At 52.6% G+C, this 25,119-nt stretch carries 27 protein-coding genes, 1 tRNA gene and 2 pseudogenes; 27 read left to right on the plus strand and 3 right to left on the minus strand.

Annotation, left to right across the window (positions count from 1 at the left end; genetic code table 11):
* Nucleotides 1-99: 99 nt before the first annotated feature.
* From rplS to FYJ24_RS13580, 21 genes and pseudogenes are all read left to right on the plus strand, one after another.
* On the plus strand, nt 100-447 hold the full coding sequence (rplS, locus tag FYJ24_RS10605) for a 50S ribosomal protein L19 (RefSeq protein WP_154546220.1): 348 nt from the start codon (nt 100-102) through the stop codon (nt 445-447).
* Between the two features lie 73 nt (nt 448-520).
* Nucleotides 521-1,243, plus strand: coding sequence for a signal peptidase I (lepB, locus tag FYJ24_RS10610; protein ID WP_154546222.1), 723 nt, complete (start codon nt 521-523; stop codon nt 1,241-1,243).
* Nucleotides 1,233-1,850 (plus strand): ribonuclease HII, encoded by a 618-nt coding sequence (locus FYJ24_RS10615; RefSeq protein WP_154546224.1) that lies wholly within the window; start codon nt 1,233-1,235, stop codon nt 1,848-1,850. The genes lepB and FYJ24_RS10615 overlap by 11 nt, the downstream gene beginning before the upstream one ends.
* An 8-nt stretch (nt 1,851-1,858) precedes the next feature.
* A complete protein-coding gene (locus FYJ24_RS10620) occupies nt 1,859-2,161 on the plus strand; it encodes a DUF2469 domain-containing protein (protein WP_318656661.1) in 303 nt (100 codons plus the stop codon).
* Nucleotides 2,162-2,255: 94 nt separating this feature from the next.
* Nucleotides 2,256-2,603: a YraN family protein gene (locus FYJ24_RS10625; RefSeq protein WP_154546228.1), complete on the plus strand. Its 348-nt coding sequence runs from the start codon at nt 2,256-2,258 to the stop codon at nt 2,601-2,603.
* On the plus strand, nt 2,600-4,099 hold the full coding sequence (locus FYJ24_RS10630) for a YifB family Mg chelatase-like AAA ATPase (RefSeq protein WP_206192665.1): 1,500 nt from the start codon (nt 2,600-2,602) through the stop codon (nt 4,097-4,099). The genes FYJ24_RS10625 and FYJ24_RS10630 overlap by 4 nt, the downstream gene beginning before the upstream one ends.
* Nucleotides 4,100-4,102: 3 nt before the next feature.
* Complete coding sequence (dprA, locus tag FYJ24_RS10635) at nt 4,103-5,182, plus strand: DNA-processing protein DprA (RefSeq protein WP_154546232.1); 1,080 nt, start codon at nt 4,103-4,105, stop codon at nt 5,180-5,182.
* 9 nt (nt 5,183-5,191) lie between these two features.
* Nucleotides 5,192-6,052 (plus strand): tyrosine recombinase XerC, encoded by an 861-nt coding sequence (locus FYJ24_RS10640; RefSeq protein WP_318656662.1) that lies wholly within the window; start codon nt 5,192-5,194, stop codon nt 6,050-6,052.
* 78 nt (nt 6,053-6,130) lie between these two features.
* A complete protein-coding gene (locus FYJ24_RS10645) occupies nt 6,131-6,670 on the plus strand; it encodes a biotin transporter BioY (protein WP_154546234.1) in 540 nt (179 codons plus the stop codon).
* Between the two features lie 30 nt (nt 6,671-6,700).
* Nucleotides 6,701-6,773: transfer RNA gene (locus FYJ24_RS10650), tRNA-Arg, on the plus strand.
* 894 nt (nt 6,774-7,667) lie between these two features.
* On the plus strand, nt 7,668-7,799 hold the full coding sequence (locus tag FYJ24_RS13215) for a hypothetical protein (RefSeq protein ID WP_263970233.1): 132 nt from the start codon (nt 7,668-7,670) through the stop codon (nt 7,797-7,799).
* A gap of 181 nt (nt 7,800-7,980) precedes the next feature.
* Nucleotides 7,981-8,259: a DUF6457 domain-containing protein gene (locus FYJ24_RS10655; protein WP_154546236.1), complete on the plus strand. Its 279-nt coding sequence runs from the start codon at nt 7,981-7,983 to the stop codon at nt 8,257-8,259.
* 69 nt (nt 8,260-8,328) lie between these two features.
* Nucleotides 8,329-8,589, plus strand: a complete 261-nt coding sequence (locus FYJ24_RS10660) for a hypothetical protein (RefSeq protein WP_154546237.1) — start codon at nt 8,329-8,331, stop codon at nt 8,587-8,589.
* Nucleotides 8,590-8,682: 93 nt separating this feature from the next.
* Nucleotides 8,683-8,904: a twin-arginine translocase TatA/TatE family subunit gene (locus tag FYJ24_RS10665; protein ID WP_318656668.1), complete on the plus strand. Its 222-nt coding sequence runs from the start codon at nt 8,683-8,685 to the stop codon at nt 8,902-8,904.
* A gap of 177 nt (nt 8,905-9,081) precedes the next feature.
* Nucleotides 9,082-9,687 (plus strand): annotated as a pseudogene (tatC, locus tag FYJ24_RS10670) (twin-arginine translocase subunit TatC).
* Between the two features lie 160 nt (nt 9,688-9,847).
* Nucleotides 9,848-10,099 (plus strand): MoaD/ThiS family protein, encoded by a 252-nt coding sequence (locus FYJ24_RS10675; protein WP_154546239.1) that lies wholly within the window; start codon nt 9,848-9,850, stop codon nt 10,097-10,099.
* Nucleotides 10,100-10,104: 5 nt separating this feature from the next.
* Entirely contained in the window at nt 10,105-10,560 is a 456-nt protein-coding gene (locus FYJ24_RS10680) for a molybdenum cofactor biosynthesis protein MoaE (RefSeq protein WP_154546241.1), read from the plus strand.
* Nucleotides 10,561-10,567: 7 nt separating this feature from the next.
* The gene (moaC, locus tag FYJ24_RS10685; protein ID WP_154546243.1) at nt 10,568-11,056 is read left to right on the plus strand and encodes a cyclic pyranopterin monophosphate synthase MoaC; all 489 of its coding nucleotides are present in this window, start codon (nt 10,568-10,570) and stop codon (nt 11,054-11,056) included.
* 6 nt (nt 11,057-11,062) lie between these two features.
* A complete protein-coding gene (locus FYJ24_RS10690) occupies nt 11,063-12,319 on the plus strand; it encodes a molybdopterin molybdotransferase MoeA (protein WP_154546245.1) in 1,257 nt (418 codons plus the stop codon).
* A 71-nt stretch (nt 12,320-12,390) separates the two neighbouring features.
* The gene (locus FYJ24_RS10695; RefSeq protein ID WP_206192666.1) at nt 12,391-13,581 is read left to right on the plus strand and encodes a ThiF family adenylyltransferase; all 1,191 of its coding nucleotides are present in this window, start codon (nt 12,391-12,393) and stop codon (nt 13,579-13,581) included.
* 89 nt (nt 13,582-13,670) lie between these two features.
* Nucleotides 13,671-14,891: pseudogene (locus tag FYJ24_RS13580) on the plus strand (DUF2252 domain-containing protein).
* A gap of 621 nt (nt 14,892-15,512) precedes the next feature.
* Here FYJ24_RS13580 and FYJ24_RS13035 read toward each other — a convergent pair.
* Nucleotides 15,513-16,214 (minus strand): AMIN-like domain-containing (lipo)protein, encoded by a 702-nt coding sequence (locus FYJ24_RS13035; RefSeq protein ID WP_225872128.1) that lies wholly within the window; start codon nt 16,212-16,214, stop codon nt 15,513-15,515.
* Nucleotides 16,215-16,538: 324 nt separating this feature from the next.
* Here FYJ24_RS13035 and FYJ24_RS13040 point away from each other — a divergent pair, with 324 nt between their 5' ends.
* The 4 genes from FYJ24_RS13040 to FYJ24_RS10725 all read left to right on the plus strand — a co-directional run bounded on the left by FYJ24_RS13040 (nt 16,539) and on the right by FYJ24_RS10725 (nt 21,235).
* The gene (locus FYJ24_RS13040) at nt 16,539-17,096 is read left to right on the plus strand and encodes an alcohol dehydrogenase catalytic domain-containing protein (RefSeq protein ID WP_318656663.1); all 558 of its coding nucleotides are present in this window, start codon (nt 16,539-16,541) and stop codon (nt 17,094-17,096) included.
* 36 nt (nt 17,097-17,132) lie between these two features.
* A complete protein-coding gene (locus FYJ24_RS13045) occupies nt 17,133-17,522 on the plus strand; it encodes an MDR/zinc-dependent alcohol dehydrogenase-like family protein (protein WP_225872129.1) in 390 nt (129 codons plus the stop codon).
* The gene (locus tag FYJ24_RS10720; RefSeq protein WP_154546253.1) at nt 17,515-18,702 is read left to right on the plus strand and encodes a glycine C-acetyltransferase; all 1,188 of its coding nucleotides are present in this window, start codon (nt 17,515-17,517) and stop codon (nt 18,700-18,702) included. Before FYJ24_RS13045 ends, FYJ24_RS10720 begins: the two co-directional genes overlap by 8 nt.
* Before the next feature lie 184 nt (nt 18,703-18,886).
* Entirely contained in the window at nt 18,887-21,235 is a 2,349-nt protein-coding gene (locus FYJ24_RS10725) for a bifunctional metallophosphatase/5'-nucleotidase (RefSeq protein WP_154546255.1), read from the plus strand.
* A gap of 47 nt (nt 21,236-21,282) precedes the next feature.
* Here the strand turns inward: FYJ24_RS10725 and FYJ24_RS10730 are convergent, their stop codons facing one another.
* Nucleotides 21,283-22,098, minus strand: a complete 816-nt coding sequence (locus tag FYJ24_RS10730) for a Cof-type HAD-IIB family hydrolase (protein ID WP_154546257.1) — start codon at nt 22,096-22,098, stop codon at nt 21,283-21,285.
* 129 nt (nt 22,099-22,227) lie between these two features.
* On the opposite strand from FYJ24_RS10730, the gene FYJ24_RS10735 reads away from it, so the two are divergent.
* Nucleotides 22,228-23,205, plus strand: a complete 978-nt coding sequence (locus FYJ24_RS10735) for a linear amide C-N hydrolase (RefSeq protein ID WP_154546259.1) — start codon at nt 22,228-22,230, stop codon at nt 23,203-23,205.
* Nucleotides 23,206-23,251: 46 nt separating this feature from the next.
* On the opposite strand, the gene FYJ24_RS10740 is transcribed toward FYJ24_RS10735, so the two are convergent.
* Nucleotides 23,252-24,196 carry an NAD(P)-dependent oxidoreductase gene (locus FYJ24_RS10740; protein WP_154546261.1) on the minus strand — a complete coding sequence of 315 codons (945 nt, stop codon included), beginning with the start codon at nt 24,194-24,196 and terminating at the stop codon, nt 23,252-23,254.
* 168 nt (nt 24,197-24,364) lie between these two features.
* On the opposite strand from FYJ24_RS10740, the gene FYJ24_RS10745 reads away from it, so the two are divergent.
* Nucleotides 24,365-25,117 (plus strand): amino acid ABC transporter ATP-binding protein, encoded by a 753-nt coding sequence (locus FYJ24_RS10745; protein ID WP_318656669.1) that lies wholly within the window; start codon nt 24,365-24,367, stop codon nt 25,115-25,117.
* Nucleotides 25,118-25,119 lie beyond the last annotated feature (2 nt).

The raw sequence follows: 25,119 nt of genomic DNA on the forward strand, positions 1-25,119 counted from the left end.
GCCGCAGGGGGACACCATGAGGGGACCAGAGACGATCGTAGCGGGAATTCCCGCATAACTGACGCAAATGACCTGCGGCATGTGTGTCTTGGAGCTGAAATGCAAAAGCTAGATGTAGTAGACGCAGCTTCTCTGCGTGAGGACATTCCTCCTTTCCGTGCCGGTGACACCGTCAAGGTTCACGTGAAAGTTGTTGAAGGTAACCGCAGTCGTGTCCAGATTTTCCAGGGCGTTGTAATTGCCCGTCGTGGTCACGGTGTTTCTTCTACTTTCACCGTTCGTAAGATTTCTTTCGGTGTTGGTGTTGAGCGTACTTTCCCGGTGCACTCTCCTTCAATCGAGACAATCGAAGTTGTTACCCGCGGTGACGTTCGTCGCGCCAAGTTGTACTACTTGCGTGATCGTCACGGCAAGGCAGCCAAGATCAAAGAGCGCCTCGATCACTGACCGGCGCTGTGAACTGAGCCCCCTGCGTGCGCGTAGGGGGTAACTTTTTTCTGTAGCGAGTAAGGTGGGACTGATGGAATACGACTCGCCCGAAGAAATACGACTGCCTAAGCGCTCCGAGATTGGCAAGAGGCCGCGCAGAACAGCGACAAGCCGCATTGGTAGAGGACTCATGGAAGTCCTCATTGTCTTAGTGTTAGCCACTGTGACATCCATGGTCATACGGTTCTTTGTTCTGCAAGTCTATTCCATTCCATCTTCCTCAATGACGACGACGTTGCAGGTTGGAGATCGTATTGTAGTCAACCGGCTTCCCGTATTGGGAAAACAAATCGAACGTGGGGATGTCGTTGTTTTCTCTGACGACAACCACTGGCTCAATAACGACGGCTCCCCCCTAGGCATGTGGCAGCAAGTTGGACAATTTATGGGCATCGTTCCAGCCAATGGCGAAGATGTCCTTGTCAAGAGAGTGATTGGTATGGGTGGAGACACCGTCGAATGCTGCACCGATGCGGGTGAAATCACTGTTAATGGAGTGCCGATCACCGAAGATTATCTGATTGAGGGGGCAAGACCCGCTGATACGGAGTTCTCTGTTGTAGTCCCAGAAGGAAAAGTCTGGGTCATGGGGGATAACCGCCAGCATTCTGCCGATTCGCTGTATCACTTTAATAACGGCGGTGATGCTTTCGTTGATGAGTCTGCGGTAATTGGCCGTGTGTGGGGAGTTGCCTGGCCCTTGAATCATTGGTCGAGTGTTGGCAGCCGCAAGACCTTTGACGATGTCCCCTGATCGCGCTGTTGAACAGGATCTTGCACGCGTGTGGGGACGCATCGCAGGAATGGACGAGGTGGGTCGCGGGGCGCTGGCTGGGCCGGTATGTGTGGGCGTTGTGGTCGTCGAAGAGGAAATGCCGCCCCCTCCTGAAGGATTGACTGATTCAAAACTCCTCACCCCCTCGAAAAGAAAAACTCTAGTTGAACCCGTACAGGAGTGGGCATCATCGTGGGCGGTGGGGATGTCAAGCGCCGAAGAAATCGATCGCTGGGGTTTGACCGAGGCACTCCGAGTAGCGGGAATGAGAGCATTAGAACATGTTGGGTCCGTCGGGTGCGTATTGCTTGATGGGAAACATAACTGGCTGGGGACGCGAGACCTCTTTGATCACAATACGTGTGAGGTTCCCGTAGTGACCCAAGTGAAAGGTGACCTTCTGTGTACCGCGGTCGCCGCTGCATCTATTGTTGCAAAAGTCGCTAGAGATGCGCTGATGGAGCAACTGCCTGATCCCGGGTACGATTGGGCCCGTAACAAAGGATACGGCTCCTGGGCTCACCGGCAAGCATTGGTAAGGTTGGGACCCAGTGAGTATCATCGCAAGAGCTGGAAGTTGATCTGAGGAGCGTCGTGAGTATTGACGACATTGAATCGTATGAGAACTCCCGTGAACTGGAGCTTTTTCGCGAATACCGGGACGTAGTTGGATTATTCAACTACGTGGTAGAAACTGAGCGTCGCTTCTATCTATGTAATTCCGTGGACATTCAAGCCCGGCCAGCTGGCGGTGACGTTTTCTTTGAGCTTTCACTTACCGATGCCTGGGTGTGGGACATTTACCGTCCTTCACGTTTTGTGAAGTCTGTTCGGGTGGTGACCTTCAAAGACGTCAACGTGGAAGAGCTTTCAAAACCCGAATACGAACTTCCCTGAAAAACGCACATCCACAGTGCCTCAATAGCGGCTTATCCACAGAAATAGCAAAGCCCATTTTCGCTACCTAACTAGCACCTGCCACAGTGTCTTCATGAACACTACTGTGAAATTGGGAAGGTGCGGGGAACGCATCGCCGCAGAATTCTTAGGTGCGCATGGGCTGGTTCTCCTCGACTCCAACTGGCGCGCCGGACGCTTGGGCGAGCTGGACCTCGTATTCAAAGACGATACTTCCATTATCTTTGTTGAGGTGAAGACGCGGCGCTCTGATAGCGCATCGGAAGCTGTCGACTACCGAAAACTGGCGCAGCTGCAACGACTTGCTCAGCTTTGGTTACAACGTCACACATGGGGTCACACCTATCGAATCGACATGGTATGCGTGACTATCGCGCCTCGGCTGGGCCGAATTCTCTGGCATCAAGGAATCGACCGATGAACCAGGTTGCGCGGGTGCACGCGATTTCATTGGGAGGACTCCAAGGAACTGTCGTGTGCGTGGAAGCACACGTGGGCCCGGGACTAGTCATGACACGGATAGTCGGTAACGGAGACTCCTCGCTACGTGAAGCATCTGATCGTGTGCGCGCCGCATTCCTCAACTGCGATATTCCTTTCCTAGACCAGCGGCTCACCGTCAACCTTTCGCCTGCAGACCTTCCAAAAACTGGGGCCTCGTTTGATTTAGCTATTGCTGTGGCAATACTGGTGGCTAGGGAGATTCTGGATCAGTCCATTGCCTGGAAAACAGCATTTGTTGCCGAGCTGGCATTGGACGGAAGCCTCAGACCAGTACGTGGCACCTTAGCTCTGGCTTGGGCAGCGCGCGAACATGGTTTCACGCACCTCGTTGTCGCGAGGGAAAGTGCGGGAGAAGCCGCATTAGTCGAAGGACTATCGGTACAAGGATGCGGACACCTCAACGAAATTCTTCGAGCCTTCCCGGTAGGAGCACCTGCAGGCTGGCCGCACCCATGCACACCGTCAAAGCAGCATCCAACCAGGACCTCGCAACGGACCGACTTAGCAAACGTGCGGGGACAACCTGAAGCACGTTATGCACTCCTTATTGCCGCAGTGGGCGGCCATCACATGCTTCTTCACGGTGAACCGGGAGCTGGAAAATCCCTACTCGCGTCCTGTTTGCCATCTGTCCTACCTGATCTATGTGCGGAAGACATGATGACTGTTGCAGCGATCCGGTCGCTTGCAGGTTTCCAACCGACTCTCGATATGCAACCCCCATGTGAGTCTATTTCTCCAGGCACATCAGTTGCTGCACTTGTTGGGGGCGGTAGCAGGCAAGTACGGCCGGGTGCGGTTTCGCTGGCTCATTGCGGGGTGCTCATTCTTGATGAGGCACCCGAATTGCCGCGCCGGCTTTTAGAGTCTCTTCGTACCCCTTTAGATGAGGGGCAGGTTTCGACTCGCAGGGCTCATGCGATTGTGACTTTTCCAGCCAGATTCCAGTTGGTGATGACAGCGAACCCCTGCCCATGCGGTTTGCGCGAGTGCAGGTGCGCGCCACATTCACGTCGGCTTTACCGTCGACGTTTGTCGGGGCCGATCCTCGATCGAATCGATATTGTCCAGGCAATGACTCAGCCCTCAGAATCTAGCCTGGCAGTCGATGAGGGGCTGAGCTCCACGCAGGCGCGTGCAATGGTGGTGGAGGCACGCCGCAGGAGTGTGAAACGGTGGCCGCAATGGCCCAGTAACGCATATGCGGAGGGAGAATTACTTCAGGTCGGGGTGCCCTCAGGGTGCTTAGATGCGATGCGAAGAGAAGTAGAGCGGGGCCGATTGTCAATGCGTGGTCTCGATAGGGTACTGCGGGTTGCATGGTCGATAGCCGACCTGGAAATGCATCCGGAACCTACGGTAGAAGACCTTGGATTAGCCATGGACTTACGAACAAAAGACTCCTGGGAGTAACGTATGGATGAACGAGAATTAGCGGCTGCCTGGTCGGGAATTATAGAGCCTGGGGATCGTGCTGCTGGCGACCTATGGAATGCATTAGGGGCCGAAGTAGGCCTGGAGTGGATGCGGTTACCATCAGCGCAACCACTTGTGCAGGTACAGGGGTGGAAGGCACTTCACGCCCGTACTCATCCGCGGGCGTTGGCAGTGGAACCGAACATAGAGTTGTCCAGAGCTAAGGCGTTAGGGGTTGACGTGATGTGGCGCGGACATGAGGACTGGCCGGGGCAGCTTAGCTGTCTTGGACCTGCTGAACCGCTTGTCTTGTGGACCAAGGGCAATACCGATCTTCTATCTCGCCAACAGGTTGCCATTGTGGGAGCAAGAGCTTCAACAGCATACGGCAACCGCATTGCCCAGGATATGGCGTGGGAACTGGGAAAACAGGGAATTGTTGTTACCTCAGGGGGTGCTTATGGAATAGATGCCGCCGCACATAAGGGGGCACTGGAAAGCGGACAGACTATCGCAGTATTGTGCGGTGGTCTCGGCAATCTGTATCCACGGGGAAACGTGGACCTGTTCAATCGCATTGGCTGTGAGGGGATCCTTGTATCCGAAGTGCCACCTGGATGGAGACCTGCCCGGTGGAGATTTCTCGAAAGAAATCGGGTGATAGCCGGGCTTGCCCAAGCACTCGTTGTGGTTGAAGCGGGAATGCGTTCAGGCGCGTTGGCGACAGCATCTCGCGCAGCAGATATTTCCTGTGAGGTTGGTGCTGTGCCAGGGCCTGTGACGTCGGCCGCCTCAGCCGGGTGTCTTCATTTGATCAGAGAAGGGGCAGCCCTTATCCGCAGCGTGAACGATATTCTCGAAATGATCGGAGAATTTGTTTCCCATGAGGCGATAGTGGAGATGGCAGTGGACCCATATGAGCAAAGGGTGTGGGAGGCATTCCCCGTTTCGCGAGTATCTACAACTGATGAACTAGTACTTGCAAGTGGATTGAGTAGGGAAGTGACAGAAGCTGCTTTAGTGGGGTTGAAACTGCGTGGGGTCATTGCTTTAGATGAACACCAATGGCGAAGGCTGTAGCCTGGCTGTGTGGAAGAACAGATCGAAGTCTGGGCTGAGTACTTGGGGCAGCGCCGGGGGTTTTCGGCAGCAACAGTGCGTGCCTATGTTAGTGATCTCAGACTATGTATGGGAAGTGTGAAGAGTTTTACGTCTCGAGAGCTCAGGTCTTGGCTGGCAAGCCGGGCCGCAGAAGGCGCGTCGAGGGCGACGGTGGCACGAAATGCCGCAGCGCTTCGTGCTTTCGGTTCATGGGCCTTGGCACAAGGAATAGTTGACGAAGACCCAGCCGTCGACATTGAGACGGCACCGGTGAAATCTCGGTTACCTCAGGTGCTAGACACAGATGCGGTTACTGCGCTGCTTGAAGGTGCCAAATGCGAAGCTGACACGCCTATTGGAGTAAGAGATTGGGCTTTTTTTGAGCTTCTGTACGGCTCGGGGCTTCGTGTAGGGGAGGCCTGCAGTCTTGACGTGGATGACCTTAACCTCGATCAAGGATTTCTTCGAGTGCTAGGTAAAGGGAATAAAGAAAGAGTTGCGCCGGTTGGCACGCCTGCTGCTAAGGCACTTATGCAATGGCTGCAAGAACGTAGTGACGTGGCAAAACCTGGAGAGAAAGCATTGTTCGTCGGTCAGAGAGGGAGCCGGGTTGATCCGCGGGTGATGCGGGGTCGACTACACCACCTGGCAGCTAGACAAGGAGTCCCCGATATTGCTCCGCATGGATTGCGCCACACATCTGCTACCCACATGCTCAGTGGTGGAGCTGACTTACGATTTGTTCAAGACTATTTGGGTCATGCGTCTTTAGCTACCACTCAACGGTACACGCACGTGGACTCGGAAAGGCTCGGCCGCGTGTATCGCCAAGCCCATCCGCGTGCGTAGTGCCAACATTCGAGAGGACATCACTAGCAATGTATTTCAAATCCTGTAATATCTAGTTCGGTACTTACAGGAGGAATAATGACAACAGTTGCACTAGCGAGAACGAAGACAGTCTTTCAGAGCATTCCAGCGCAGATGCTATCGGGTGTTTTGGCACTCACGCTCTTATCCCAAGTGGTCATTCCACTACCGTTTTCGCCAGTCCCGCTGACGCTCTCTACGTTGGCGGCAATGCTTCTTGGTGTCTATCTGGGTCCAATTCGAGGGATGGCCGCAGCCGTTCTGTATGCAGCAGCGGCAGCAGTGGGTGCACCAATACTTGCGGGCTTCACCGCTGGAGTCATGGTTGTGTCATTTGGCTATGTTATTGGTTACATTGTTGCGGCGGGAATTGTTGGCGTATATGCATCCCGTCTAGGAAAGGCAAATCCGTTAATAGCCTTTTTCGTAGCTGGAGCTGCCAGCCTTTCTGTCTACATCCCCGGAGTTATCTGGATGATGTTGGCGACAGGAATGGACCTCAGGACTGGAATCGCAGCAGGTGTCGTTCCATTCCTTATTGGTGATGCACTCAAGTCGATTGTTGTTGCAGGCGCTCTCACTATGGTTCGGCGCTAGTCCCAATCCTGCTAAACTAGCTGAGGTTAGGCCCCGATAGCTCAGTGGATAGAGCGTCCGCCTCCGGAGCGGAAGGTCGCAGGTTCGAATCCTGTTCGGGGCACTTTTGTTAATTTGTTAAGTGTAGAGCCTTGGGTTTCCCTTTTCCCACGTACGGGGTCATAAAACCGTGCACGGAGTCGCATGCCGCACAGGCATTGAGGCTCTTGGGGTTTTGGTGGGGTGTGGTTGGTGTTTGAGGTGGGGATTTGCTGGCATAGAGCTTTCTTCACTGGTGAGTGCTTGATTTTTACCGATTTGCGCGAAGAAAAACGGTAAAAAGCAGACACTCACAAAAGCACCCACAGACTTAAACGCTTTCCCACACCAGTTGTGCGGCCAACTCTCACAAAAACCTGGCACCCTATTCGCCCCGGGGGACTTCCCGTACAACAGCCTGGGCAATGTGGCTCTTCTTAAAAGGGGCTGTAATGGTGTGACCCTCTGGCTGACAGAATGTAGGTATCTGAGTCTACGTTTGTTGCCCGGAGGGTCTGTGTTTGAGTTTAGCAAGCCGTGTTTGGAGTGCGCATTTCGCCTTGATTCTGCCGTGCTGCGGGTCACGGGTCAGGCTCAGGTTCGCCAGAGGGGCCGCGAGGTTCTGGTTTTCGAGGTGCGTCTGGTGGAAGCGGGTCGGTGGTGTGCTTCGTGTGGGGCCCAGGGAAGTGCTCGGGGAAGCCGTTCTCGTCTTCTTACGCATTGCCCATGCGGGTCTCGCCCAGTACGACTGTTAATACGACTGCGGTGTTTCACCTGCGGGGACTGCGGACACTATTGGTCTGAGCAGGTCTCGGATGTTCTTGCCGCTCCCCACTCGAAACTGACCCGGGTAGCGGTCAACTGGGCTCTAGTATCAGTGGTCTTGGACGGGATGAGCATCAACGCTGCCGCCCGGAATCTAGGGGCCTGATGGAACACGGTGAACACCGCCGTCCTGGAAGCCGGGTATACGCATTTGATGAGTGATCCCACATGGTTTGACGGGGTGAAAACCATTGGGGTTGATGATTCCCCTACATCAAACGCAGCCTCCCCCACACCAGAGGATTCAAACACCAACTACAGCCCCTTTCATGAAGAGCCCTTTTAGATGAAATTGAGCCAGGGTAGTGAGCACCGCTGCATATGCGTCAAGTTCCGAAGGGGTTGCCATAACTCACCAGTCTAGAGGACATAAAGATCGCAATATTGTAGAGGACACCTGTGTCCATGTAGGTTGTGGCACGTGAGTTCCCTTTAGGGATGGCCATAATTGAGTTGAGGAGTGTGTGATGGCTGAACGGCGTGATGACCCAGCAAAAATGGAAGCAATGCGCGAATGGCTTTGCTTGGTGGCGAAAGAACTGGAAGTACCAGTCCAGACAATTACCGACGTCGAGGCTGAACTCTTAGATTTAATCGGGACTATTGCTCACGGGCCATCGCGTCCAGGAGCACCGCTGACCGCCTACCTGGTTGGATATGCTGCTGGCCGAGGCGCCGCACCGCTAGAAGAGATAGCAAAGATAGACAACATCGCGAAGTCATACCAAAAAGATTCTTCCAACTAGACTGGGGGAACATTGTTGACAAACCCAGAGGACACGATGCACAGGTACTGAGAGCCTTCAGGAAAGCTGTTGCGTGGGGGACGTTCTGTCAGTGCGAAACTTCGTGAGGAATCGGCCATCGACCTCTCTGGGACGGGTTTAGAACAGCTCAATCTTGATGGGCTTGATCTGCGACAATACGATCCACGTCAGATTATCCGCCAGGCGGTTCAAGAAGAAATGGATACCTGGATTGAACAAGCTCAATCCAGGGGGTCAACCTATCCGATGCGCCAGGTAGACCGACACCGAATCAAGTTGAAAAAGAAAGCCCCTCATCGCCGCCACTAGGTCGGCCCCTCGACGATAGAAAAAACCGTAGCTACCCAAGAAGGTCCCAGACACACCAAGAGAAAGGCATATTGCATGTGACCTAGCCACTGGATCATTGTGATCCTTGTTGTGATCGTCATTTTCGGCGCTTCAAAACTTCCCGACATTGCCCGCAATTTGGATAAATCAGCAAAGAAACTCAAGAAAGAAATGCGTGAGTTGAACGAGGATGACTCAGCTCAAAGCCCTCAATTACAGGAACCGCCAGCCCAGCAAAACTCCGCTGAGGACCGTGGAAACAGTAGCGACGATAACCCACATCCGCGGGAGTGATAAAACTCGTTGTGAAAGATAAACAGGCACACAATCCAGATAAGAAGATGAGCCTTATGGCTCACTTACTAGAACTTCGTAAACGCATCATTTGGGCGTTGGTGGGAATAGTAGTGGGGAGCCATTGCAGGCTGGTTTCTCAGCCCTGTGGTCCTCACCTTCATTCAGAAGCCACTTATGAGCATTAGCGACCAAAGTGCGCAACTGAACTTTCAAACGATTGGTGCCGCTTTTGACTTGCGTATGCGTCTTGCCTTCTGGATAGGAACCATCATTTCTAGCCCATGGTGGATAACGCAGATAGGCATGTTTGTTTGGCCAGGGCTTCGTCGAAAAGAGCGCCTCTATGTGGCGGGATTTGGTCTTGTGGGGATTGTCCTCTTCGCTGCAGGCACCGTTGCCGCAGTAGTAGTTGTACCACAAGCCGTCTCCATCTTGGTGAGTTTTGTTCCCGCTGATGCGCAGATGCTCCTGCGTGCCGATTCCTAGCTTTCCTTCTATATGACCCTGGTGTCGGCTTTCGGACTCTCCTGCCTGCTCCCTGAACTTTTAGTCGCACTCAATTTCTCTGGAGTCCTCAGCGTAAGGACGTTACTAAAAGCGTGGCGTTGGGCGGTTGTCCTGTGTTTTGTTTTTGCTGCAATAGTGAACCCCATTCCCAATCCTCTACCAATGATTATTCAAGCAGCAGCATTAATTGCCCTGTACTTCCTTGCCGTGGGAATCTGCGCTTTGCGGGAACACATGCTAGCCAAACGGCAGTCGAATTCTTCACGAGGCTGATTAGACGTTCAGAATCGGTGCTGATTGCTTCAGTCGGTGGTCCCCGCTACCATCGGGGAAGTAATCGGCATGTCTACAGTGAACAGAAAAATGATACTCAGCGCAGCATGACTGTTGGGTAACTTCGTGGAAAATGAGATAGATCCTGGGAGGAGACACAATGACGACGGTGGCGCTCTATGCTGGTGCGGCAGCTGCTGCGGGCACCGATAAGGTGCAACTAGATACATCCCCTAGGACCATTGGTGATCTTGAAGATGCACTTATGGCATTGCCCTCGGCAGATGCCACACTAGCCAGCACGTTGAAAGCTTGTAGCTTCCTGGTCGATGGTGTGGCCACAAAAGATCGCGCGCATCGCATTACCGATGCGCGCACAATTGATGTTTTACCTCCTTTTGCAGGTGGATGAGGGAAATGACAGAAGTAGATTGTTCCAAGTGCCATGAGGTAAGAAAGCACAGCGGTATTAATGACCGCCCTCTGGATCGAGATGCTATCGAGCAGCGTGTTGTTGATGATCGGGCGGGCGCTATTGTCGTGTTTTCTGGTGTGGTGCGCAACCATGACACCGGCCAGCACGTCACGGGCCTTGAATACTCGGCCCATCCTAGCGCGGGGGAGACCCTCGCCCAGATTGTTGAAGAAATCGCCCACACATATCCCCTGTACTCTATTGCGATTGAGCATCGCGTTGGACGAGTCGATGTTGGTGGGCTTGCAATGGTGGCTGCCGTTAGTGCAGCGCACAGATCGGAAGCTTTTGCAGCGAACGCGGCACTGGTGGATTTAGTGAAGGAAAAACTTCCCATCTGGAAAGAACAGTTTTATGTGGACCAGACCAGCGGCTGGGTTGGCTTAGAGCAATCGTAGGAGACTAATGACTCACTTGACCCACTTACGGGGCGACGGTACGGCATTCATGGTTGATGTTACGGAGAAGTCACCAACTCGCCGTGAAGCAACTGCGGTTGGCTCAGTTCTTTGTAGTCCTGACACGACATTGCGGCTGTCGCAGGGGATGCTCCCCAAAGGAGACGCCCTGGCTGTTGCCCGTATTGCAGGAATAGCTGGAGCAAAAAAGACTGCAGACTTGCTTCCGTTAGCTCACATCATCGGAGTTCACGCAGCAGAAGTTGATATCAGCATTGGCGAAGGAAACATTGACGTCAGTGCGACTGTGAGAGCCTTTGAACGAACCGGGGTTGAAATGGAGGCACTGACGGCTGTGACACTGGCATGTTTAGCCTTAGTTGACATGCTCAAAGGTATCGACCGAACAGTGATGATTTCAGATTGCAAGATAGTCCACAAGTCAGGTGGTCGAAGTGGAGAATGGCATCGAGAAGAGCCGCAGACCGGTGAGTAGAGATGAGTGATTGCGGTGGCTGCGATGGCTGAAATGATGAGTGTTGAGGACTACCGAGAGTTTCTATTGAACCAGGTGGCGCCAACGGAGACGATTAACTTACCGATAGCGCAGGCTCACGGCTTAGTGAGCGCCGAACTGGTCGAGGCTTCCTGTCCTTTACCGCCTTTCGACTCTTCTGCGATGGATGGCTTTGCTGTCACGGCGCAGGACACTGCATTTGCTAATGCGACTATGCCCGTTCGATTAACGGTCATCGACGATATCCCAGCGGGAGGATACGGTCGGGAGAGGGTCACTCCGGGAACATGTGCACGGATCATGACCGGTGCCCCGATTCCGCAGGGTGCAGATGCCGTGGTACGTGTGGAAGACACGGACGTTCCTGCTGGCGCGACTCCTTTACGAAAAGAGATCAGCGTCTATGCACCGGTTTCTTCCGGGAAGAATATTCGCGCCATGGGAGAAGCCGCCAACATTGGTGAGCCTGTCATAGCTCCCGGATCGTTTTTCGATGCCCGGGCAGTTGCCGCTGCAGCATCTGTGAACACCTCGCACGTCCGGGTATATCGCAAGCCCAAAGTTACTGTCGTTGCAACAGGCAGTGAACTGGTTGATCCAGGAACATCGCTGGTAGACGGACAGATTCCTGACTCTAACTCGCTTCTTCTTGCAGGACTATTGCGCGAGTGGGGGGCCGATGTTGAATGTGTCAGACGTATACGTGACTCCGTGGAAGATCTTAGGGCAGTCCTTGAAGAAGCATCGCTTAGCTGTGATCTCATTGTCACCTCAGGGGGAGTCTCAGCAGGAGCCTTTGACATTGTGAAGGATTACGGGGAAACACGCGGGTTCTCGTTTCCAAAGGTTGCTATGCAACCGGGTAAGCCGCAGGCATGTGGAAAAGTCGGTAATGCACTTGTGATTGGATTGCCAGGCAATCCCGTGAGCGTGTGGGTTTCCGCGCTACTATTCGTGAGGCCTGCTCTACAAAGCATGGCTGGAATGCGCCCTGAAGCTCCTCGTATATTCGATGGAGTCGCCGGTACAGGGTGGAAGAGCCCCACCGGAAGACGCCAGTATGTGCCAAGCACACTCAAAGTTGAAAGGTCCGGGAACAGGCCTGTAGTTATGCCTGTTCATCGCTTGGGCTCAGGAAGTCATGTGATAAACGCTGTACAATTGGCAGATAGTCTATGCGTGGTCCCCGCAGAAGTTGAGTGCGTGGAAAGAGGCGATCGTGTTCAGTTCCTGCAAGTCTAGCCAAAGACTTAGACCCACGTTGGAAACTCGATTGTAGTGGCTGTGTCATGATCTTAGACCAGCGTGCGAAAATGCAGCGTGCACTTGTGGATCCAGCACCGGTCCTTAATTCACAGCAACAAAGTCGATATAGTCGGCAAATCCGAATTCCAGAGTTTGGCGAGGTGTCTCAGCGTAGGCTTGTAGCCGCAAAAGTATTGGTTGTGGGAGCCGGAGGTCTTGGCAGTCCTGTTCTACAATATCTTGCGGCTGCTGGAGTTGGCACCATTGGTATTATCGACGATGATGTCGTCGAAATTTCCAATCTTGGGCGGCAAGTGATTCACCGCGAAGACGCGATAGGTGTGTCGAAAGTGTTTTCGGCACACCACATGGTTGCGGCCCTTAACCCACATGTGAATGTGGTCGACTACCCCTATCGATTGACGGCCAACAATGCTGAAGAAATCATCAGAGAATACGATTTAGTCGTCGACGGAGCAGACAATTTCCCCACACGATATTTGGTTGATGACACGTGCGCACACCTCGACAAGCCAGTAGTGTGGGGTTCTATTTTGCGTTTTGATGGGCAAATGAGTGTGTTTTGGGTGGGAGCACCCAAGTATGCGCAGATCCCTACTTTTCCCGCAGGTGGGCGTGGCCCGCGGCTTAGGGATGTATTTCCAAGCCCGCCCCCGGCGGGCACGGTTGCCTCCTGCGCAGAGGCTGGTGTGCTTGGTGCCCTATGTGGACAGGTAGGTTCGGTTATGGCGATGGAAGCCATTAAAGTCATCACCGGCATGGGACAGGTGAGTTTGGGCGCAATCACAATTATTGACGCTTTGAGTGGAACCCTTGATCATATTGCTTTTTGTCCAAGCTATATCGAGCCAGAATTCAGTGAAAACACGGCCCACTACCAAGAGACCTGTGCGCTACTTTTGAGCGAGGGAACCGGTGAAATCACGGCCGAGACGCTGGCAGCATGGATGACTCAGGGGCGGAACCTCAGCATTGTTGATGTGCGTGAACCAGATGAGGTGGCAAAAGGTGTAATTCCCGGTGCGTATACCTTGCCATTAACGCAGTTACAGCTGGCACGTAGTCTGGAGGACCTTCCTTCATGGATTCAACATAAGACAGGGCCACTGGTGGTCAATTGTCGCTCGGGTGCCAGATCAGCGAAAGCTATCGAGATTCTTCGCAGCCTAGGAGTGACACAGCTTCTGAATCTATCCGGAGGCTTTCTTCAGTGGAGCGCAACTGAGAAATCTGCATAGTCTTGCTACTTTGTAGTGATGCCGATTCTTCGCCGTGTCTATCAGGCAGTCTCACCGTCGGATAAACGGATAGACGAAGGAGGCCATCTATGTCAGATTCTCCATATGCGGCGGCAGCAGAAGGTGTACGTGGCAGTGCTTTGGCACAACGTGAGCACGGCAAGCGTGCACGAAACGCCATTACGCGAGGTGAACTAGGCCAATACGTGCACGTTGACCGTGACGCAGTAGCTTTGATTGAGAAACAAAATGAAAGCCGGGTCCCTGACCTTGTGTCATTGCGACGGGAACGAATGGGAGAGAGTCCTTTCGCATTCTTTCGGGGGACCGCAGGCCTCATGGCTCACGATTTGGCACACCAGCCAAGTACCGAAGTGCAGGTGGTGATATGTGGAGATGCGCATATCGGCAACTTCGGGCTGTATGCATCTCCTGAACGCCGAATCATCTTTGATCTCAATGATTTTGACGAGGCAGCTCCCGGCCGTGGGGAATGGGACCTGCGTCGCTTGGCGACAAGCGCATTCCTTGCCGCTGAAGAAAATGGGGCGTCGAGTGATGAAGCGACCTCTGTTGCCGTTCATACGGCTAAAGCATATGTGAAGCAGCTGCGTGGATTCTTAAAAATGCCGCCTACCACACGACATCATGTTGCTCTTGATGAGACTCTTGCCGTGCAGACAGTTCCTGCGGCAACAATGCCGCTATTCGACGCCGCGGTAAAAAGGCACGACGGCGGACCTCAGCAAGAGTGATCAGTAAGCGTATGGGCCCAGATGCTTTAGGGTTTCTGCGTTTCTATGAAGACCCCGGTGACGACTCACGTAGATGAGGTACTTCGTGGCAATATTGCCGGGGTATTTGAGGACTATCGTTCAACCACCAGTCCAGACATTTCACTGCTGCTATCAACTTACTCTTTGACCGATATTGTCCGCCGGGTCGTCGGCGTTGGTTCCGTTGGTACCAACTGCTTCTTGGTTGCACTATCAAGCGAGGAAGGTGACGGTCTAGTCCTGCAAGTAAAAGAGGCAATGACATCGGTAGTGCAAGACTACTCATCACCGAATCTCACGACTCCTGGCACGCTTGGCCGACAAGATAGTCCGGGTAAAAGGGTTGTTGACCACCAGCGTATCTTGCAGGCATTTTCTGATCCTTTCTTGGGATTCATGTCCGCGCAAGGACGGAGTTATTATGTGCGGCAGTTTCAAGATTCCAAAGGGAGCTTCGATCTTGCTGCAATGAACCTGAACGAACTAGATGCATACTGCCGCGTATGTGGTGCGATGCTTGCGCGTGCACATTAAATCTCGCTAGGCACAATCCCCTAAGAGTCTCTCCGTCTTGGATGGTCAACTTTTGAGGAACCGGGTAAAGAAGAATCAACACTGCCGGAGAAGCCAAATGTCCCACCTATGGGTGAGCAACAAAGTGGCATCGCACCGAAGGGCGAGACTGAAAGTGCTGCGGCTGCGGTACCTGAGATTGCCACCACAGGTGCTGACACTTAGTGGGCGCTTGCGGCAGGCCTGGTCACTATCGTTGTAGGCCTGAGCGTTTTGGCGATTCGCATGTGAAAGAACTAGATTCTGACTCTTTATGTGGGCTTTGCGCAGCCGGTGTAAGACTGGAATGCGTAAACCCCACAATGCTACATGGAGATGGTGGGACTATGAAACTAGCGAAGAAGAGAACTTACGTTTTGTACTAACCAAACGCTTCGCTTCCATACGCAATTACCCCTAGATGGGTACGCAAATATACTGGTGAAGTAGGTTTTGAAGGTATGCTATGATCGATTTTTTTGAGCGTCAAAGATAGAGACTCTAGTGAAATAGGTTTGTACTTCTGTGGTAATCCCCCGGCTATTGTAAAAGTACAAACGACTCTTCCTGCGTCGGCTAGAGTGAGACTACCTCCACTGACCGTCATTTCTTAATGTCGATGACAACCCGTGCAGGGGCATCGAGCAGACCAATCTGAAACTCTCGTTCTTTGTCCATCCCAATTGCAATGTGTGTTTGGTCCTCAAAGGTTCCATTCTGTACTACTTCGATGGGGGAAATCATAAGAGAATTGGGGCCAGAATAGTACTTTTCTAGCTGTCCCTCCATGATGGGCATCATCGTGCCAGTGACATTGACGTCAAGAAAGGCCTTTCCTGAAATATCCAAAGGAAGCCCCCTACCTTGTTCGACGGGTTGATCCACCCACCGCACAAACCAACCGGGAGTGTCTTCTCCAGCAAATTCGACTACAACTCGGTAAAAGCCGTCATGTTCGGCCAGACGAAGATCGTGAAAGATAAGTCCTTCTGTATCGGATGAGACGGCGGGTTTTCGTGATTGTTCTTCCGCCAACCATGTATCTCCATTGATGGGAGAAACACTTTCGGATCGTTGCATGTCAGATGATTGTGCCTCACGTGAGGGGTGCACTTTATCGGACTGGGGAAGTGACTGGGGGGCTGAGTGTACGGAAGTATCGTCAGACTGGACTGGCGAATCCGAACTAGGACTTACTGTTCCCTGTTCGATGCTGCATCCGGCAAATAATAATGTCGACGCGAGAAGTGCCACTGCACCTTGGAACAGCGGTAATCTACCGCCAGTTGAACACTTGCGGTTCATGAATTCTCCTCGAAGTCAGGGTGATAGGAAATCCTCTAATATTCTAGCGACGCCATCGCTCCACAGCTTTTCTGCGCATTTGTATATTCGCTATTGCAAATCCCGCGGTTGGTTGACCACATTGATATTGTCAGAGCATCCTTTGAAAGTAGAGAACACGACAAGGGGGACGAAGCGTTTATGTGAACGGTGATGATGAGGACGGCTCCGTAGATATTGGCGAGGAGGCCATGTGAGGGCATTACGGAAGATAGGACCCCAACCGGGTCTTGAACTAATAGAGATTGACGAACCCAGGTTGGATGGGGAGAAGTAAAGATTAGGGTGCTGGCAACGGGTCTGTGTGGAACCGACTTGCATCTCTATGCCTGGGATGGAGGTGCGCCTGGTGATATGGAATTTCCTCAAACTTTGGGCCACGAGTTTTATGGCCAGATTGTGGATATTGGCCCAGGCATCGATGCAAATGGAGGTCCCTATGATCTTTCTGTAGGTCAATATGTGAGCGTGGAGGGGCATATAGTCTGCGGCAGGTGCAGAAACTGCAGGGCTGGTCGCAAGCACATGTGCGTCCAGGCTAAAGGAATCGGAGTTAACCGTGATGGGGCATTTGCCGACTATGTGGTGGTGCCTGCTGTGAATGTGTGGGTTCAGCCCGATGCCATCGATGCAGAACTGGACGCACTCTTCGACCCCTTCGGCAACGCGGTACATACGTGTCAGCAGGTGGATCTGACGGGTCAAGATGTTTTGGTGACAGGTGCGGGTCCTATCGGAGTTATGTGTGTGGCACTAGCTAGGCATGCCGGGGCGCGACATATGGTTGCTACCGATATGAATGGAGAGCGATTGAAACTCGCTATGAAAGCCGGTGCGGACTGAGCCATCCTGCCACAAAAAGAACTTCTTGCAGAGGCAATGTCGGACCTGAATATTCGCGAAGGTTTCGATGTCGGACTTGAATTATCAGGTGCACCCCAAGCATTGCAAATGCTCATTGATGTTTGTAACCACGGGGCCACACTTTCCCTACTGGGATTGCCGAGTATTTCATTTCCTGTCGACTGGAGCCAAGTGATCACACGGATGCTCACGATCAAAGGAGTCTATGGTCGCCAAATGTTTGATACATGGTATTTGGCGACATTTATGACTGAGACGTCACCACAGTTGCGAGAAACACTGCGTAGTGTCATTACGCACCGCTTCTTGCCAGATCAATGGGAAGAAGCGTTTAGTGTTGCTGCTTCAGGAAATGCGGGGAAAGTAATCATCCGTTGGGATGGGGAGGAGACAGCTAATGTTTAGCAATCGAGTAGAACTGCGTAAGAGACTCGACGGAATTCGTGAAGCTGGTCTCTATAAGAATGAGCGCCAACTACTCAGTCTCCAAGGACCTTCAGTACGGACTAAACAGGGGACTGCCCTGAATTTCTGCGCAAATAATTATTTGGGACTCGCTGACGATCCGCGCCTAGTACAAGCTGCGCACGAGGGGTTAGAACAATGGGGGTACGGGTTATCTTCGGTACGTTTTATCTGTGGCACGCAAGAGCTACATCGCAGACTTGAAGAAGACATTGCGCGATATTTGAGGCGCGACGATGCGATCTTGTTTTCGAGTTGTTTCGATGCCAATGGAGGCATCTTTGAGGCACTTTTCTCCGCAGAAGATACTATTATTTCTGACTCACTCAACCATGCGTCCTTGATTGATGGCATACGTCTATGCAAAGCTAAGCGAATGCGGTACTCCAACCGTGACGTGGGGGAACTAGAACAGTGCTTGCGCGATGCTAAGGAAGCTGATTCACGATTCACGGTGATTGTGACTGACGGAGTCTTTTCTATGGATGGGTATTTTGCACCATTGCCACAGATTTGTGATTTGGCTGATACCTATGATGCGTTAGTGATGGTTGATGATTCGCATGCAACCGGATTTGTTGGCCCACAGGGACGCGGAACTGCTGCTTTGATGGAGGCGGAAGATCGCGTCGATATCCTCACAGGTACCTTGGGTAAAGCAATAGGTGGAGCTTCTGGGGGATACGTAGCGGCGCATCAAGAGATCGTCGATATGCTTCGCCAAGTCGCCAGACCCTATTTGTTTTCCAATACGCTAGCTCCAGCCTTGGTGGCTGGGAGTATTGAAGCGTTGCGAATCGCCCGCGAAGCTGATGAAGAACGCGAACACCTACGGAAAATGACTGAGCGATTTCGAAATAGTATGAAGGATGCAGGATTCGAAGTACTTCCTGGAACTCACCCTATTACTGCTGTGATGTTTTCAGGTGAGAACGGTGCACAAGAAGCTACCACCATTGCACGCGAGATGCTCGGTTTGGGAGTGTATGTCACAGCATTCACCTATCCGGTTGTGCCTCGCGGAAAAGCGCGGATACGCGTGCAGGTTTCTGCGGCGCATTCGGCCGATGACGTTGACACGTGCGTAGAAGCTTTCACCGTGGCGCGGGAAAGAATCTAGGTAGACAGTTATTGGTGAAGGGTAGGGAAACAATAGCTGAAGTTTCGACAGGATAACGCACCTGAACAGCATATCGTTGGTATGTTAGGAGAGGTGCCTCTCAGGGAATCCACCGTGATTTCTCGCGAAACACAAGACTGAAGAAAACCAGCTAGCCCAGTGGGAACCTCTACAGGTGAAATACATGAGACTGGTTCCACGCTGGTCGTCAATCGCGACGATCGCGTCAGCATCCGCACTATCACTTGGGGCATTGAGCACAGCAGCTTTTGCCGCCACAGCCTACGAGAATGAAATAGAAGACCCAACAGAGACTTCAAGCCAATCTGGGGAGTCGTCCCCTATGTCGGGCGATGTACCAGCCGTCGATGAAATCAGCCAACAGTCCGGTGTTGTGCCCCAGAGTCATGTGGTAGATCCCAAGCAGAAAATTGCGCCGGCGGACATTGTCGAACTCAACTTGTTGAACGTCAACGACTTTCACGGACGAATTGATGGTGAGCTATCAGATGATAATACCTCACTAATCAAGAGCTCAACTGTAGATTTTGCGTGGACCATTGAGCAATTGCGCGCCGAATACGGGGCGTCCAATACTGCATTTTTGTCGGCCGGTGACAATGTTGGTGCGTCGCTTTTCGCATCGTCCATAGATAAAGATGTCCCCACCATTAAACTACTCAACATACTAGGACTGCAGGCCAGTGCCATCGGAAACCATGAGTTTGACGGTGGCTGGGAAGACGTGCGGCGAATCCAAAATCTCATGGACGCACCCATTCTTGGGGCAAATGTGTACGAGGCGGGAAGTGATGTTCCTGCTCTTCCAGAATACACGGTGCTAGACGTTGCAGGTTTGCGTGTAGGCGTCATCGGTGCCGTCACCCAGGAAACACCATCACTGGTCAACCCAGCCATGATTGCGGGACTTGAGTTCCGCGATCTGGTCGATGCCGTCAATCGGGTTGCTCAGCAGCTAGAAGCGGATGATCGTGCCGACATCATTGTTGCTGAGTACCACGATGGCGCTGCGGAAGGCAGTAGCGAGTCAAATCCTGAAGCGCAGGTAGCAGCATCGGAAACCTTCGCGCGAATCGTCAACGATACTTCGTCCAATGTCGACGTAATCTTCACAGGCCACACCCATAAGGAATACGCATGGGCAGTCCCAGTACCTGGAAGTACCGATGCAATGCGACCGATTGTCCAAACGGGCTCATATGGTGAATACATCGGCCAGGTGGTTCTGTCTGTCAACGCGCAGACTCACGAGGTTGAGGCATTTGACGCACGGAACGTGTCTGTAGCAGCAATGGTGGGGGAGACCCCTATGGCTACGTTGCGGGAAAACTCGGTGGTTGAACAGGCTTACCAAGTTATTCTTGCCGCCCTTGTCAAAGCTGATGATGAAGGAAATCGCCCCACCGGTCTCTTAGGTGCCCCCATTACAAGGGGCTACCCAGAAGGCGGATATTGGCTTCCATTTGAAGAATCTGGTGATAGCAGGGCAGAAGCATCCGCCTTGGGAACACTGGTTGCTGATTCCCTGCGGGACTCACTCAATGGTCTTGAATCTGCTCCCGATTTGGGCGTGGTAAACCCGGGTGGCTTACGCACAGATCTTGTACCGAATGACGACGGTGTAATCACAGTGGCTCAAGCACGTGCGGTCTTACCGTTCAATAACGAGCTCTCTATCGCTTCGCTGACCGGTGAACAACTCATCACCATGCTGGAACAACAATGGCAGAGGAACGCAGATGGAAGCCTTCCTAGCCGCCCATATTTGCAGTTGGGTCTTTCTGACAACGTTTCATACACCTATTCAGAAATCGTTGATCCCGGATATGACGACGGTCGCACGGTCGGTGTCATCAACTCATTGACCATCAACGGACATCCTGTTGATCCCGAGCAGACCTACAGGGTGGGAACATTTGCATTCCTTGCAGCTGGAGGCGACAATTTCCGGGTATTCAATGAAGCTTCATCAGTCCTCAACACGGGGTTCTTGGATTGGGAAAGTTGGTTGGCCTACCTAGCTTCCACTTCGAAGACCTCGCCGATTGAGCCAGATTTCGCCCGGCAAGGAGTAGAAACCGAAGGGCTGACCGACACGGTATGGACGGCAGGAGAGACCCGTACGGTGACGTTTTCACGAATGAACATATTCTCTTATGGCGCTCCTGAGAATACTGAAGCCGTACTAAACCTTGGGGATACTGAAATTGCTACTGCTCCTGTGGTTGAGGGGAGCGTAAGTTTCGAGTTTAAAGTTCCTGATGATTTAGAGGGTGAAGTCGAACTCTGGGCAGAAGTTAATCCCTCTGGAACGAGGGTGTCTGTGCCAGTCAATGTGGTGACTCCAGCAACTGAACCCGCAATTACCGTTACGGCAGCAAAGGCTGGAAACAAGGAAAAGGGTAAGAACCTTGCTGCAACTGGAGCATCTGTAGCCATGATGCTTGTCCTAGCTGGCGGTGTCGGTGCAGGTGGCTATCTGTTGGTGCGTCGTTCACACACCATCTCATAGAACTCACTACGTAAGGAGGGAGGTGGACTCGTCGGCCCGCCTCCCTTTTATGACGGGTCCAAAAGATTCTCAAGGTATACTGCCACACCTGCATTGGCGCAGCTGGTAGTTGTGGAGTTAGCTAAGGTCCGTAGCTCAGGGACAGCATTGCTTACTGCAACGCCGTGACCTGCCGCCTCCAGAAGTGGAATGTCATTATGTTGGTCACCGAAAGCCAGAGTTTCTTCTTTGCTGGTGTTGGTGTGCTTCTGCAGGGCTCGCACGGCTGTGCCTTTAGTTATCCCGTAGGGTGTGATGTCAGCCATTCCTTCCGCAGAGAATGTCGCTTCAAACTGGTGTCCATAGTCGGTGCGCACAATATCAATGGCATGGCTCAAGGCGTCTAGTGATCCACCAATGGTGATCTTGTTGATGCTGTGATCGGGGCTAAGTATTGGGGGAATAGCTTTGATTTCTGCCTTGTTTACAGCCTTTTCAAACACCGCAATTCGGCCCTCGGGAGCATTTGTGTAGACGATTCCGTCGGCAAGCATCAGAACCTCGATACCTATGGAATTGAGAACCGGGAGAAGATTTGCAGTGGCATCGATATCCACGAAATGCTGATCCAGGATGGTCCTGTCCCATGCTTGGATTGTTTTCGCACCATTGAACCCGGAGATATATAGCCCATCTAGTTCCAGGCCGTCCCTCTTCACAATTGAACGCAGATTTGAGGGGGCCCGCCCAGAAATAATCGCAACAGTGGCACCACGACGGCGAACTTGGCTAAAGGTCTCGCGTATCGAGGAAGGAATCGCGGTGGTGAGTCCCTCGCTGAGAGTTCCATCAAAATCGGTAGCAATCAGGGAAAAAGGAAACATCCCCTCAGTCTATTGGCACCGCTACTGATTGCAGATCCATCTCAACCTGCGTCCAGTGTGACGTGTTTGTCTCGCCGGGCATGCGCATCAAGATAGTACGGGGCAGAATATGGATAGGGAGGCGATGATATGTGCACGCGCATTGTGTATCACGGTGTAGAACAGCGGTATTTGACCGCTCGCTCGATGGATTGGAACGATAATCCTGACGCGCAGTTATGGATATTTCCGCGTGGAATGGAACGCAGTAGCGTCCAGGGTCCCGATGGCTTTACGTGGACATCACGGTTTGGCTCAGTTATCGCCTCGGCATACGGAATCTGCACTACCGATGGCATGAATGAAGCGGGATTGACAGCCAACGCTCTGTGGCTTGCTGAATCGGAGTATCCGACGCCTACTGATACTCGGCCGCATATGACTTTAGCAATTTGGGCCCAGTACTTTCTCGACAATTTCGGTACAGTAGCCGAAGCCGTTGAGGAGGCGAGAAAAGAACGCTTCATCATCACCACGCTTCAGGTACCGGGGCAGGATCGTTTGGCGACGTTGCATTTAGCGCTCTCCGACGGTACTGGGGATTCAGCCATCTTGGAATACCTCGAAGGCAAACTGACCATTCACCATTCTCGCGACTACAAGGTTATGACGAACTCGCCTCCTTTTGACCAACAACTCGCAATCAACACGTATTGGGATGGGATCGGCGGTACAGTCATGCTGCCAGGTACAAACCGAGCCGCCGATAGGTATGTGCGGGGCTGTTTTTACGTCGATGCAGTACCCAAATTTGCCGACCAGGTGAACGCTGCAGCAGCTACCTTTAGCGTCATACGCAATACGTCCGTTCCATTCGGGATATCGACGCCAGGTCAGCCGAATATTTCATCGACGTGGTGGCGCTCGGTATGTGATCACAAGGAACGCCGCTACTATTTCGAATCTGTACTGGCGCCAGCGGTCTTATGGATTGACTTCGATACTGTGGACTTTTCTTCAGATCAGCCGTCGCGCTGTCTACCACTGGGACAGCGTATGACATGGCTGTCAGGAGGTCCAGCACTCGAATCCTTCGAAATCGCAGAGCCCTTTGCCTTTGCACAATAGGACCGTGGAAGCCCAGATACGTCGAGCGATCTGGGCTGTACTCAACTTAGATGCGCGTGACTGTATTACGCAAAGGGCTATCTTCAATGAGTGCGCGGATATTATCCTCCAGTAGCTCTTTCACTCCGCGGGGGCGCCCGCCTGCTGCGTGCGGAGTAATCATGACATTGGGCATATCCCACAGGGGAGAATCGACAGGAAGCGGTTCAGGGTCAGTGACGTCGAGTGCCGCACCGCCAAGAGTTCCTTCCCTCAATGAATCTACCAAGGCATCGTGGTCAACCGTCCGGCCACGCCCGACATTGATAAGCCACGCATGGTGAGGTAACGCCTCGAGAATGTCGGCGTTCAATGCTTTCACAGTATTTGGAGTGTCAGGCAGAATCATCACCAACACATCTGCGGAAGGAAGAATTGAGGGAAGAGACTCAGCAGTTTTTACTGCCACGCCATTTTCAACCCTAGTTGAAGTGGCTATACCGGTGACTTTTGCTCCCAGGTTGAGGAGATAGTCACCAAGGGTTCTGCCGATACTTCCATATCCCCAGATCACCACATGTGCATTTTTTAAGGTGGTGAAACGGCCAGGATATGGCTCGGGCAAGTTGCCGCCAAGTTCATCTGCCCAACGGTGTCCGATTTGTGCCCTCACCAAGAGATTGATACTCCTTGCAGCGGCAAGGATTAGTGCCAGTGAGTGTTCTGCGACCGTTTCATCGTGTAAGCCCCGACCTGAACATATCGCCACATCCGCCCCAAAACCGGCTTTTTCCACCACGTCGGTTCCCGCTGTCAATGTTTGTACCAAACGAATGTGGGGTAGCTCGGTGGGAAGCTGTGCAATGCGGTCGGCAGGTACATCCCATATAACAATCGCATCGGCATCCCTATGTTCTTGCGGAATGGGTGCCGTTGGGTTGAAAGTGACTATGTGACAGTTGGTGAAACTGGGAATGTCCGTGACCGTTTGAGGAATGAGAACTTTGACCATGATGAGTGAATCCTCTCTGAACCGGAATCGTCCGTCTTTTCCAAGAGGGACGCAAATCGCACAGTAAACAGTGTAATGAGTAAAACCCTCCTCGAGTTGAATCCGATGCTAGTTTGGGGGAATCACACCATGTCGAAAAGTAGAGCAAAAGGATATAGGCGGATCACTATGGGGCGCGATGCAGACAATGTTCTGGTGCGAGTAGAGAATGTATCGAAGTATTTTGGTAGCTTTCAAGCACTTGATGACGTAAGCCTTGATGTAAACCGGGGGGAAGTAGTCGTTATCATCGGCCCTTCAGGATCAGGGAAGTCTACTCTGTGTCGGGCAATAAACCGTCTGGAAACCATAGACTCTGGTGTCATTTCTATTGACGGAGAGCCGTTGCCTGCGGAAGGAAAAGCGCTGGCTGATCTGCGGGCCGAAGTGGGCATGGTCTTTCAGTCGTTTAACCTTTTTTCCCATAAGACCATCCTCGATAATGTCACTTTGGGACCGATTAAAGTGAAGAAAATGAAGCCCGCGGAGGCCCAGGAGCTTGCACGCGGGTTACTGGCGAGGGTTGGACTTGCTGACCAAGCAGAGAAGTTTCCAGCTCAACTATCTGGGGGACAGCAGCAACGTGCAGCCATCGCACGGGCTCTAGCGATGGAACCTAAAGTCATGCTCTTCGATGAGCCGACATCGGCATTGGACCCGGAAATGATCACCGAGGTTCTTGATGTGATGGAGAGCCTTGCCCGCGGCGGTATGACAATGATTGTTGTCACTCATGAGATGGGTTTCGCGAAGAAAGCAGCCGATTCAGTGGCATTCATGGCGGATGGGAAAATTCTTGAGCGACAGAGTCCCGAAGACTTTTTCGCGCACCCACACACTGAGCGTGCACGCGATTTTCTGAACAAGATTCTCACTCACTGAGA

This window comes from Scrofimicrobium canadense, assembly GCF_009696615.1.
Classification (GTDB): domain Bacteria; phylum Actinomycetota; class Actinomycetes; order Actinomycetales; family Actinomycetaceae; genus Scrofimicrobium; species Scrofimicrobium canadense.

Coding starts and splice junctions, on each gene's coding strand:
- rplS (WP_154546220.1), top strand. CDS start 100: ATGCAAAAGCTAGATGTAGTAGACGCAGCTTCTCTGCGTGAGGACATT.
- lepB (WP_154546222.1), top strand. CDS start 521: ATGGAATACGACTCGCCCGAAGAAATACGACTGCCTAAGCGCTCCGAG.
- FYJ24_RS10615 (WP_154546224.1), top strand. CDS start 1,233: ATGTCCCCTGATCGCGCTGTTGAACAGGATCTTGCACGCGTGTGGGGA.
- FYJ24_RS10625 (WP_154546228.1), top strand. CDS start 2,256: ATGAACACTACTGTGAAATTGGGAAGGTGCGGGGAACGCATCGCCGCA.
- FYJ24_RS10630 (WP_206192665.1), top strand. CDS start 2,600: ATGAACCAGGTTGCGCGGGTGCACGCGATTTCATTGGGAGGACTCCAA.
- dprA (WP_154546232.1), top strand. CDS start 4,103: ATGGATGAACGAGAATTAGCGGCTGCCTGGTCGGGAATTATAGAGCCT.
- FYJ24_RS10645 (WP_154546234.1), top strand. CDS start 6,131: ATGACAACAGTTGCACTAGCGAGAACGAAGACAGTCTTTCAGAGCATT.
- FYJ24_RS13215 (WP_263970233.1), top strand. CDS start 7,668: ATGAGTGATCCCACATGGTTTGACGGGGTGAAAACCATTGGGGTTGAT.
- FYJ24_RS10655 (WP_154546236.1), top strand. CDS start 7,981: ATGGCTGAACGGCGTGATGACCCAGCAAAAATGGAAGCAATGCGCGAA.
- FYJ24_RS10675 (WP_154546239.1), top strand. CDS start 9,848: ATGACGACGGTGGCGCTCTATGCTGGTGCGGCAGCTGCTGCGGGCACC.
- FYJ24_RS10680 (WP_154546241.1), top strand. CDS start 10,105: ATGACAGAAGTAGATTGTTCCAAGTGCCATGAGGTAAGAAAGCACAGC.
- moaC (WP_154546243.1), top strand. CDS start 10,568: ATGACTCACTTGACCCACTTACGGGGCGACGGTACGGCATTCATGGTT.
- FYJ24_RS10695 (WP_206192666.1), top strand. CDS start 12,391: ATGCAGCGTGCACTTGTGGATCCAGCACCGGTCCTTAATTCACAGCAA.
- FYJ24_RS13035 (WP_225872128.1), bottom strand. CDS start 16,214: ATGAACCGCAAGTGTTCAACTGGCGGTAGATTACCGCTGTTCCAAGGT.
- FYJ24_RS13045 (WP_225872129.1), top strand. CDS start 17,133: ATGTCGGACCTGAATATTCGCGAAGGTTTCGATGTCGGACTTGAATTA.
- FYJ24_RS10720 (WP_154546253.1), top strand. CDS start 17,515: ATGTTTAGCAATCGAGTAGAACTGCGTAAGAGACTCGACGGAATTCGT.
- FYJ24_RS10725 (WP_154546255.1), top strand. CDS start 18,887: ATGAGACTGGTTCCACGCTGGTCGTCAATCGCGACGATCGCGTCAGCA.
- FYJ24_RS10730 (WP_154546257.1), bottom strand. CDS start 22,098: ATGTTTCCTTTTTCCCTGATTGCTACCGATTTTGATGGAACTCTCAGC.
- FYJ24_RS10735 (WP_154546259.1), top strand. CDS start 22,228: ATGTGCACGCGCATTGTGTATCACGGTGTAGAACAGCGGTATTTGACC.
- FYJ24_RS10740 (WP_154546261.1), bottom strand. CDS start 24,196: ATGGTCAAAGTTCTCATTCCTCAAACGGTCACGGACATTCCCAGTTTC.
- FYJ24_RS10745 (WP_318656669.1), top strand. CDS start 24,365: ATGGGGCGCGATGCAGACAATGTTCTGGTGCGAGTAGAGAATGTATCG.